The 10,116-nt window shown below is 64.0% G+C and carries 10 protein-coding genes and 1 pseudogene; 6 read left to right on the forward strand and 5 right to left on the reverse strand.

Annotated features, from left to right (window positions below; all coding sequences use genetic code 11):
• The 3 genes from ACREE8_RS00840 to ACREE8_RS00850 form a co-directional block, all read left to right on the forward strand.
• The coding region (locus tag ACREE8_RS00840) for a hypothetical protein (protein WP_431571078.1) at positions 1–448 on the forward strand (448 nt) is incomplete at its 5' end.
• Positions 445–1,533, forward strand: a complete 1,089-nt coding sequence (locus ACREE8_RS00845) for a Gfo/Idh/MocA family protein (protein ID WP_431571079.1) — start codon at positions 445–447, stop codon at positions 1,531–1,533. The genes ACREE8_RS00840 and ACREE8_RS00845, both read left to right, overlap by 4 nt.
• 247 nt (positions 1,534–1,780) lie before the next feature.
• A complete protein-coding gene (locus ACREE8_RS00850; protein ID WP_431571080.1) occupies positions 1,781–2,881 on the forward strand; it encodes an ABC transporter ATP-binding protein in 1,101 nt (366 codons plus the stop codon).
• A gap of 15 nt (positions 2,882–2,896) precedes the next feature.
• Here the strand turns inward: ACREE8_RS00850 and ACREE8_RS00855 are convergent, their stop codons facing one another.
• From ACREE8_RS00855 to ACREE8_RS00870, 4 genes are all read right to left on the reverse strand, one after another.
• A complete protein-coding gene (locus ACREE8_RS00855; RefSeq protein WP_431571081.1) occupies positions 2,897–3,712 on the reverse strand; it encodes a carbohydrate ABC transporter permease in 816 nt (271 codons plus the stop codon).
• Between the two features lie 208 nt (positions 3,713–3,920).
• Entirely contained in the window at positions 3,921–4,802 is an 882-nt protein-coding gene (locus ACREE8_RS00860; RefSeq protein ID WP_431571082.1) for a carbohydrate ABC transporter permease, read from the reverse strand.
• 105 nt (positions 4,803–4,907) lie between these two features.
• Complete coding sequence (locus ACREE8_RS00865; protein WP_431571083.1) at positions 4,908–6,257, reverse strand: ABC transporter substrate-binding protein; 1,350 nt, start codon at positions 6,255–6,257, stop codon at positions 4,908–4,910.
• Positions 6,258–6,351: 94 nt separating this feature from the next.
• On the reverse strand, positions 6,352–7,128 hold the full coding sequence (locus ACREE8_RS00870; protein WP_431571084.1) for an SDR family NAD(P)-dependent oxidoreductase: 777 nt from the start codon (positions 7,126–7,128) through the stop codon (positions 6,352–6,354).
• Between the two features lie 179 nt (positions 7,129–7,307).
• On the opposite strand from ACREE8_RS00870, the gene ACREE8_RS00875 reads away from it, so the two are divergent.
• The 3 genes from ACREE8_RS00875 to ACREE8_RS00885 all read left to right on the forward strand — a co-directional run bounded on the left by ACREE8_RS00875 (position 7,308) and on the right by ACREE8_RS00885 (position 9,862).
• Positions 7,308–8,480, forward strand: a complete 1,173-nt coding sequence (locus tag ACREE8_RS00875) for a mandelate racemase/muconate lactonizing enzyme family protein (RefSeq protein WP_431571085.1) — start codon at positions 7,308–7,310, stop codon at positions 8,478–8,480.
• A gap of 52 nt (positions 8,481–8,532) precedes the next feature.
• Positions 8,533–9,000, forward strand: a complete 468-nt coding sequence (locus ACREE8_RS00880) for a hypothetical protein (protein ID WP_431571086.1) — start codon at positions 8,533–8,535, stop codon at positions 8,998–9,000.
• Between the two features lie 154 nt (positions 9,001–9,154).
• Positions 9,155–9,862 (forward strand): glycine zipper family protein, encoded by a 708-nt coding sequence (locus tag ACREE8_RS00885; protein WP_431571087.1) that lies wholly within the window; start codon positions 9,155–9,157, stop codon positions 9,860–9,862.
• Between the two features lie 22 nt (positions 9,863–9,884).
• Here the strand turns inward: ACREE8_RS00885 and ACREE8_RS00890 are convergent.
• Positions 9,885–10,116: pseudogene (locus ACREE8_RS00890) on the reverse strand (hypothetical protein); the annotation flags it as partial.

Raw genomic sequence — 10,116 nt, forward strand, 5'->3', positions numbered from 1 at the left:
GCTCTCCGCCTCCGTCGGCAACCGCGCTAATCCGGATAAGCCTGGCCTGCAGGATGTCGGCGACATCCATCTGCGCACGCCGGCCGGCGTCACCGGCTATATCCGCGTCGACTGGTTCACCCCCGACGGCCTGCCGGTATGGGGCGACGGACGGCTCTTCATCGTCGGCACCCATGGCACCATCGAGGCGCGAAAATATGTCGATGTGGCCGGACGGCCCGGCGGCGACCACCTCTTTCTGACTGACCGCAAGGGCGTGCAGCACATCGACTGCTCGGGCGTCGAGCTGCCCTATGGCCACCAATTCCTCGCCGATGTCAGGGACCGCACCGAGACGGCGATGCCGCAGGCGCGCTGCTTCAAGGCCATGGAGATCGCCCTCAAGGCGCAGCAGGTCGCCGAGGCCGGCGGCATCCAGAGTGTCAGCAGCGGGGAGGCCGCGTGGTGAGCCAGATCAAATCCATCGCCGTCGTCGGCCTCAATGTCGGCCGCAACCATATCGTCGAAGGCATCGCACCACGCCCGGAGCTCTGGCGCCTTGCCGCCGTCTGCGACCTCAACACCGAGCGCCTTGACGCCGTCGCCGACGAGTTCGGGGCGGCGAGCCGAACCACCAGCTTCGACGATCTCCTGGCCCGCGACGACATCGACGTCATCGATTTGGGCACTCCGCCCGCCACCCATGTGGAACTCGCCACGCGGGCGCTGGCAGCGGGCAAGCATGTCATCTGCGAAAAGCCGCTGGCCGGCTCCATCGCCGATGTCGACCGCCTCGCCGAAGCGGAGAAGAAGAGCGGACGCCTGCTGATGCCGGTGTTCCAATATCGCTACGGCGATGGCGTGCAGAAGGCCAGGCGCATCATCGATGCGGGCATCGCGGGCAAGCCCTATCTCGGCACCGTCGAGACCCATTGGAAGCGCACGCCGGCCTATTACGAGGTCCCCTGGCGCGGCAAATGGGCCACCGAGCTCGGCGGCGTGCTGATGACCCATGCCATCCACCAGCATGACATGCTCAACTACTTGATGGGGCCGGTGGCCAAGCTCTTCGCGCGCGCCACCACGCGTGTGAACGCCATCGAGGTGGAGGACTGCGTTGCCGCCTCGCTGGAGATGGAGAGCGGCGCCCTCGTCGCGCTCAGCGCCACGCTCGGTTCGCAGAACGAGATCAGCCGCCTGCGGCTCATGTTCGAGAACGTCACCTTCGAGAGCGGCGGCGAGGTCTATTCGCCCGGCGACGAGCCCTGGCAGATCCTGCCGGCCAATGACGAGGTGGCCACTGGGATCGAAGCCCTGCTCAAGGACTACAAGCCGGTGGGCCGGCGCTATCTTGGCCAGCTCGACGCCTTCCACGAGGCGCTGCACGGCCGCGGCCCGAACCCGGTCACGGTCGCCGATGCTCGCCGTTCGCTCGAGCTGGCAACGGCCTTCTACCATTCGGCCGAGACCGGCAAGGATGTCGCCTTGCCACTCGGGCCGGATCACCCGAAATATTGGGGCTGGCGGCTGGACGAAAAGGAAGCGGCGGAGTGAGGGGACGCGGTGATGCACGCGGGGGCGAGAAGCAACGACGACGAATGAAATGCGACGCCTGGGTCCTCCCTCCCCCTTGTGGGGAGGGAATAGAAGGGTGGGGGTCCGGCCAGACAGGATGCACCCTTTCCCAACGCCCCCCACCCCTACCCCCTCCCCACAAGGGGGAGGGGAAACGGCTGGCGTCGCACCTGCAGTACAAATTCGCGAACGGCTTCTAAGAACACGCCGGACAGGGGAGGACAACATGTCGACCAGCATCAAGCTCAACAAGGTGGTGAAGCGCTACGGCGCCATCGAGGTGGTCCATGGCATCGACCTGACCATCGATCCCGGCGAATTCACCGTGTTCGTCGGCCCGTCCGGCTGCGGCAAGTCCACGCTGCTGCGCATGATCGCGGGCCTCGAGCCGATCTCCGGCGGCGAATTGCTGATCGACGGCGAACGCATGAACGAGGTGCCGGCCTCCAAGCGCGGCATCGCCATGGTGTTCCAATCCTATGCGCTCTATCCGCATATGACCGTCTACAAGAACCTCGCCTTCGGCCTGGAAACCGCCGGCTACAAGCGGGCCGAGGTCGAGGAACGCGTGCAGAAGGCTGCCAAGATCCTCAAGATCGACACCTATCTGCAGCGCCGCCCGAAAGCCCTGTCCGGCGGCCAGCGCCAACGCGTCGCCATCGGCCGGGCCATCGTGCGCGAGCCCAAGATCTTCCTGTTCGACGAGCCGCTCTCCAATCTCGACGCCGAGCTGCGCGTGCAGATGCGCGTCGAGATCGCCAAGCTCCACCAGGACCTCGGCAACACCATGATCTATGTCACCCACGACCAGGTCGAGGCCATGACCATGGCCGACAAGATCGTGGTGCTGAACAAGGGCCATGTCGAGCAGGTCGGCCGGCCGCTCGATCTCTATCACCATCCCCGCAATCTCTTCGTCGCCGGCTTCATCGGCTCGCCCTCGATGAATTTTCTTCCCGGCAAGATCGCGGGTTTGTCCGAGACGGGCGTCGAGGTGGCGCTGGGCGGCGGGCAGAAGGCCCTCGTCCGCTGCAAGCCGGACGCGCGGGCGGCCAAGGGTGCCCCGGTGACGCTGGGTCTGCGCCCGGAGGATCTGAAACCCAACGCCCCGGGCGATTCCGCCATCCCTGGCAAGGTGCGCATGGTGGAACGGCTCGGCGGCGACACCTATCTCTATCTGAACACGCAGGAAGGCGCCGACATCACCGTCCATGCGCCGGGCGACATCGTCGTTGCCGCCGGCGATCAGATCCCGATCGGCGTTAGCGCGGCGAAATCGCATCTCTTCCATGAGAGCGGCGAGGCCTTCGCGCGGTTCCCAGCCTGATTGCCTGGGCCGTGGTCATTTGACCGAGCCCGCCATCAGCCCCTGGATGAAGTATTTCTGGAAAGCGATGTAGAGGATGATCATCGGCGCGCTGGCGATGACCATGCCGGCCATCGTCAGGGGGATCTGGTTGTCGTAGCGGCCCTGGAACACGCTGATGCCCGCCATCAGGGTGCGCTTGGAATCGTCCTGCAGGAAGATGATGGCGATGATCAGGTCGTTCCAGACATAAAGCGCATTGACCACGACGAGTGTCAGCAGCGCCGGCAGGGAGAGCGGGATCACGATCCGCCAGAGGATAAGCAGGTCCCCCGCCCCATCCATGCGCGCCGCCTCGAACAGCTCGCGCGGCAGGGTGCGGAAGAAGGTGGTGAGCAGATAGACCGAGAAGGGCGTGATCAGGCCCGCATAGATGATGATGGTGCCCTGATAGGTGCTGATCAGCCCCAGCTGCGAATAGAGCACGAAGAGCGGCACGATCATCACCACCGGCGGCACGGCCATGAGCGCGGTGCTGACCGAGAACAGAAGCCCTCTGCCGTTGAACTTCATCCGCGCGATCGCATAGGCGCCCAGGCAGGAGACCACCGTGCTCAGGATGACGGCGCCGACGACGAGGATGATGCTGTTTCCCATCCAGGCGAAGAACGGACTGTGGAACAGCACATTGTCGAAATGGTCGAGCACCAGGGCCTGCGGCAGCCCGGCCTTGTTGTAGGTATATTCCTCGTCGCTCTTGAGCGAGGTCATGATCATGAAGAGCGACGGCACCAGGGCCAGGAAGGTCGCGAACAGCAGGATCCCGTGCTTGAGCGCGCGTTCGGGCTTCATCTGTTGCCACCGAGATCAGGCGATTGACGGCGCAAGCAAAACCACGGCCCCTCCCCTTGCGGGAGGGGCGGCGAGCGCAGCGAGCGGGGAGGGGAATGCCGGCCGCAAGCGAAACAATGAACAGGGTGCGATTCCTTCGCGCGAAACCCCGCGCGGCGGCCCCTCCCCCTACCCCCTCCCGCAAGGGGAGGGGGCTTGAATTGTGTTTTCACCCCACCTCCTCTTCATTGGCCCGACGCCGGACCGCGAACAACGGAACGATCAGCAGCAGCGAGACCAGGAACAGGAGCACGGAGACCGCCGAGGCGATGCCCGGCAGGCTGATCTTGATGAGCGCGCTGAAGATATAGAGCTCCAGCACCATGGTGGAGGTTCCGGGGCCGCCGCGCCCGCCGCCCATGATGTAGACATAGGAGAAGACGGAAGAGAGCATCGTGATCACGCTGATGACCACATAGAACTCGATCACCGTCTTCATCTGAGGGATCAGCACATAGCGCGCCCGCTGCCACCAGTTCGCCCCTTCCAGCTTCGCCGCCTCGATCAGCGATTCGTCGAGGCTCAGGAGCCGCGCCAGGAAGAGGATGATGCCGAGCGCCGATTCCCGCCAGATGATGAAGATCATCACAGTCCAGAGCGCGACGTCGGACGAGCCGATCCAGTCCAGCGCCATGAAGTCCAGGCTCAACCAGCGCAGCGCCTCGTTCACGGGCCCGCTGAACTGGAACATCTTCTTCATCACGACGGCGATGATGGGGATCGCCAGGATGTAGGGCAGGAACAGGACGATCCGGTAGAGCTTCCAGCCGCGGACGCGCTCATAGAGCACGATCGAGATCAGGAGCGCCCAGGCGACCATGATCGGGACGGCGATCAGCAGGAACAGATTATGGAGCGCAGATTCCCAGAACAGGTCCTGATGCAGGATCAGCCGGTAATTCTCCCAGCCGACCCAGGGACCGTCGATGCCGCGGATTTTCTTGAAGCTGAACTCGAAAATGCGGACGAGCGGATAGCCGAAGACGAATCCCAGCAGGAGGACCAGCGGCAGGATGTAGAGATAGGGCGTGAACTTGGGCGAGAGCTTCATTGCCTGATCGTCTTCCCGCTGCAAGCGCGCTCGAGGTCATCCCGATCGGCAGAAACCGACGGGGACCCGGACCCGCGTCGCCGCGGGCGGGTCCCCGATCATGGCTCAGGCGGACAGGTCCTTCGCCCACTTCTTGTAATTCTCGACCATGTCCGGATTGAAGTCGCGCCACTCGCCCGCGACCTTGGCGGCGAGCTCGCCCGCCTGCTCGCCGGTGATCTGGCCCTGCACCACCTGCTGGGCGGTCGGGAGCAGCGCCTGGTCGTAGAACTGGCCCGGCACGACGTTGGAGACATAGGGGATGTTCTCGGACTGCCCCCAGCTCTTCCACATCGACTTCACCACCTCGTCCTTGATGATCGAGGTGTCGAAGTTGCTGTTGGCGGGGATCCAGCCGGTCTTGTCCCAGAAGACCTGCAACCGCTCGGGCGACTGCAGATATTCGAGGAAGGCCGCGGCCGCCTCGGGATTCTTGCTGTTGGTGGAGATGCCGAGGCCTTGCGAATCGAGGATCGGCTTTCCGGCCATCTTGCCCTTGCCATAGGTCGGCATGACCATGCAGCCGATGCGCCCATTGCTGGTCTTGCTGTCGGCAGGCACCCGCGCGCCCACCGACACGCCCATGCCGAGCTTGCCCGCCACGATCAGGTCGATGCCGGGATAGAGCCCGAGCGAGGACATGTCGGGATTGAGGAAGTCATGCTTCTTCAGCTCCTCGAGGCGCGTCCACTGCTCGTAATATTTCGGATCCTTGAAGTCCCGCACGCCGGTAAAGAGGTCGATGGCTTCGCCGGTGCTGTCGATGTTCTGGGCCAGCGCATGGCCGAAGAACCATTCGCCCCAATAGCCGTCCTGGATGCCGCCCCCGAGGGGCGCGATGCCCTTGGACTTGAGCTTGTCGCAGGCGGCGAGCAGCTCGTCCCAGGTCTTGGGCGGGCTGTCGGCATTGAGGCCGGCCTTATCGAAGAGATCCTTGTTGTAGATCCAGATCATCGGCTGCGGATACCAGCCCATGCGGTAGGTGTTGTTGCCGAATTGGCTCAGCAGCGTCGGCTGCGACGCCTTCAGCACGTCTTCCTTCAGCAGCCCGTTGAGCGGCTTCAGATAGCCGAGCCACACGCTCTCCATGTGGTAGATGCCGTTCCAGAGATACTGGATGTCGGGCGCGTTGCCGGCGGCGGCGGCGGTCTGGAACTGGGAGATCACGACCGCCGTGTCCTGCAGCATCGTCTTCACGGTCGCCGCCGAGTAATTCTTGACCGAGTCATCGAGGAAAGCCTGGAGGCCCGGCAGCTCCTGCTCGCCCCACCACCACATGTTCAAGGTCGTCGCATCCGCCCGTGCCGAGAGCGCGGGCAGCAGGCCGCTGAGCGCGGCACCGGCACCGAGGGCGGCACTGCCCTGCAGAAGCTTGCGGCGTGAGAAACCGTCGGAGCCATTGTTGTTCATTGTCATGGTCGGGCGTCCCTGTTGGCTGCAGTTGTCACAATGTCGAGTTCCGCCACCGGACCCCACCCTGGCGTCCGCCCGCGGCTGGAATCCGACGGCGCTAGAACGTGCTCATCAATCCGCCGTCGACGACCAGCAACTGGCCGGTCATGTAACGGCAATAAGGCGAGGCGAGAAAGATCACCGTGCCGGAGACATCTTCGGGATAACCGGTCCGGCGCAGCGGTATCCGGCCCTTCTTCACATAGAGGTCGATGAATTCGGGCGTCTCGGTCTCGTTGACGCCGTTGATGATCGACATCGGCGTCGACATGTATCCCGGCGCCACGGCATTGACGAGAATGTCGTAGGGCCCGAGCTCGACCGCCATCGACTTGGTGAAGGCGATGATGCCGCCCTTGGCGGCGTTATAGGCACCGACCGTGCCGCTCGAGGCGAAGCCCTGGATCGAGGCGATGCTGATGATGCGCCCCTCCTTCCGCTTCGCCATATGCGGCGCCACCAGCTTCGAGCCCATATAGATGGCCTCGAGATTGATCTGGATCGTCCGGCGCCAATCCTCGAGCGTGTCCTCCAGGATCGTCCTGGCGGGCGGATTGATCGCCGCATTGTTGACCAGGACGTCGATCTTCCCGCGCTTCGCGATCACGTCGGCGATGATGCGGCCATAGGCGTCATAGTCGGTGACGTCGAGCGCATAGGGCAGAGCGCTGCCGCCCTTGGCGGCGATCTTGGCGGCCACCTGCGCCAGCGTGTCGGGATTGCGTTCGAGCAGGACGACCGCCGCCCCCTCGTCCGCCATCTCCAACGCCACCGCACGGCCCAGGCCCTGCCCGGCACCGCTGATGACGCAGACACGATCTCGCAGCAATTTCATCCGGCCCCCCGACCGATCGGCTGGTCCTTCGCCGGACATTTCCGGCATTCTGGACTTTGCTCTAGTATCTTGGAAGATACTCTGCGGTCAGATTGAATAGCGGTCAAGGGATTGGGATCGGGCGGAGAACCACCCAACCTCGCCTGAACCAATCGGATCATGACGGAGAAAAACGAGCCATGAAAATTGACAGCGTCGACTTCTTCTATCTCTCGATGCCCGTCGTCACCACGGCCGGAGATGGCAGCCAGGATGCGCTGGTGGTTCGCGTCTCGGCCGGCGGATATATCGGATGGGGTGAATGCGAGGCGGCTCCCCTGCCCTCGATCGCGGCCTTCGTCTGCCCGATGTCGCATGGCGCCTGCCGTCCCGTCTCGGCCTCGGTCCTCGGCGAAAAGCTGGACGGGCCGGACGACATCAAGCGCATGGCCGCCACCCTCGCCTTCAACAGCATGGATCTGCTGCAGGCGCCTCACACCTGGTCCGGAATCGAGATGGCGCTCTGGGATCTGCTGGGCCATGTCCGCGGCCAGCCGTCATGGAAATTGCTGGGCCATATCAAGGCCTATCCCAAGACACCCTACGCCTCGGTGCTGTTCGGCACGACCGCGCAACAGACGCTCGAACGTGCGCGCGAGATCCGGGCGAAGGGATTCAGGGCTGCCAAATTCGGCTGGGCACCCTATGGCGACAATCTGGAAGGCGACATCGCTCAGGTCGAAGCCGCGCGGGAGGGATTGGGCGCCGACGGAATCCTGCTAATCGATGCGGGCCAGATTTTCGCCGACGATGTCGAGGCCGCTTCCCAGCGCCTGGCCTCGCTCAATGCCAACAAGGTGACCTGGCTCGAGGAACCGTTCGGCGGATTCTCGTACGAGGCCTATGGCAAGCTCGCCGCGCAAAGCGGTGCGGTGAAGCTCGCCGGCGGCGAAGCGGCCCATAACCGTTACATGGCCGAGCATCTGATCGATTACGGCCATGTCGGATTCATCCAGATCGATTGCGGCCGCATCGGCGGACTGGGGCCGGCCAAGCAGGTCGCCGACTATGCCGCGAAGAAGGGTGTGACCTACGTCAATCACACCTTCACTTCCAACCTGGCACTCAGCGCCTCGCTCCAGCCCTATGCCGGGATGAAGGACAGTTGGATCTGCGAATATCCGACCCAGCTCAGCCGTCTCGCCAGCGAACTCACCGCGACGCGCCTCGCGCCGAACGCCAAGGGCGAGATCGAGATCCCCGACGCCCCCGGCCTTGGTGTCGAGATCAACGCGAAGACGCTGAAGACCTACGCGGTCGATGTGGAGATCAGGGTGAAGGGCAAGACGATCTTCGTCCCGCCGGCGATTTAGGCTTTGATGATCCGACTGAGTTTCCGTTGGTACGGCGAGAGCGGGAGGCGTCATGGCCGGCGAACAAGACGAAGCGGGCGATCCCCGGCGGATCGATGTCGAGCTCTTCATTCGTCATCCGACCCTGAAACCCGCGGAGATTACCGCCGCGTTGGGGATCGAGCCTCTGATCGTGCGCGGTGTTGGCGAACCGAGAAGAGCGCCGAGCGGAAAACTCCTAGGCGGTACATATGAACGCACCGCATGGCGGCATTCGATCCGCTACAAGCTGACTGAACAGTGGTTTGCGGAGAAGGTGACGCTGCTTGTCGACCTTCTGCTGCCCCACAGATCATTTCTGACCGGCCTGCGCGCCACGGGCGGGGAAACCGAGATCATTGTGCAGTTCCTGGGGGATGGGTATCTCGGAGATCATGTGCCTGTCGACACGCTCGTAAAGATGGCCGATCTGCAACTGGATTTTGGCATCGAGTGTTTCGCAGTTCCCCAATCCGATGGGTTGCATCGCAGAGTTCATTGATTGGTTGAACCGCATTCAGGCGGGAAGGCGGCGCGACAGGTCTCGACTGAATCGGCCCGTCGGTGGAAGAAATTTTCTGTAACAACGCAGGATTCAACTGGCAAGGCCGTGTAGGTCAGGGTGGAACTATGCCTTCACCACGAGTAACCCTGCCATGCGTCACGCTTTCTCCCCTATCCGGTTTGTCATCGCCGTTGCCTGCCTGCTGAGCCTGGGCGCCTGCGCCTCCGAGGCTCCGGTGGGGCCCAGTCTCCCCGTCATGCCGGGCGACGGCAAAACCCTGAGCCAGTTCAACCAGGACGACATCGTCTGCAGGCAATTCGCCGGACAGCGGATCGGCGCGTCACCGGGAGCCACCGCCAATCAGACGGGTGTCGCCACCGCTGCCGTCGGCACGGTGGTCGGGGCTGCCGCGGGCGCGCTGATCGGTGCTGCGGCGGGCAATCCCGCGGCCGGTGCCGCCATCGGCGGCGGGGCCGGTCTGTTGACGGGATCGGCCGTGGGCATCGGTAACGCCAACGAAGCGGCCGGCAATGTGCAGCAGCGTTACGACCTTGCCTATCAGCAATGCATGGCGACGAGCGGCAACAAGACCTCGATCACCATGGCGCCGCCGCTTCCGGCGCCCCAGCCGCAGACGGCCTATTACGAGCCGGCCCCTGCGCCTGTTCCGGCGCCGGTCTATGCCTATCCGCCGCCCTCCTATTACTACCCGCCGCCCTATCCCTATTACGCGCCTTACGCCTATTACTATCCGCGCCCCTACCCCCGCTATTACTACCCGGCGCCCTATTGGGGGCCGCGCTTCACCTTCTTCTTCGGCAATGGCGGCGGTGGCGGCTATCACCACTACCACCACTGACGCTCGAGGGCTTGGAACGGCGTCAGGCTTCGCCCGCCCGGATCGCGCGCCAGGCGCCGACGATCGCGGCGACAGCGCGGTCGGCATCGGCCTCGGCGGTGTACCAGGAGCTGACGGAGAGGCGCATGATCCAGCGGCCTTTCCACCGGGCGCCCTCTGCAAAACAGGTGCCTTCCGCCTGAACCCGCTCGATCACTTTGCGAGTCAGGCTATCGCCTGAAGACCCGTCGCCGCCGAATCTGACCACGACCTGG

The organism is Hypericibacter sp. (genome assembly GCF_050729195.1).
GTDB lineage: Bacteria > Pseudomonadota > Alphaproteobacteria > Dongiales > Dongiaceae > Hypericibacter.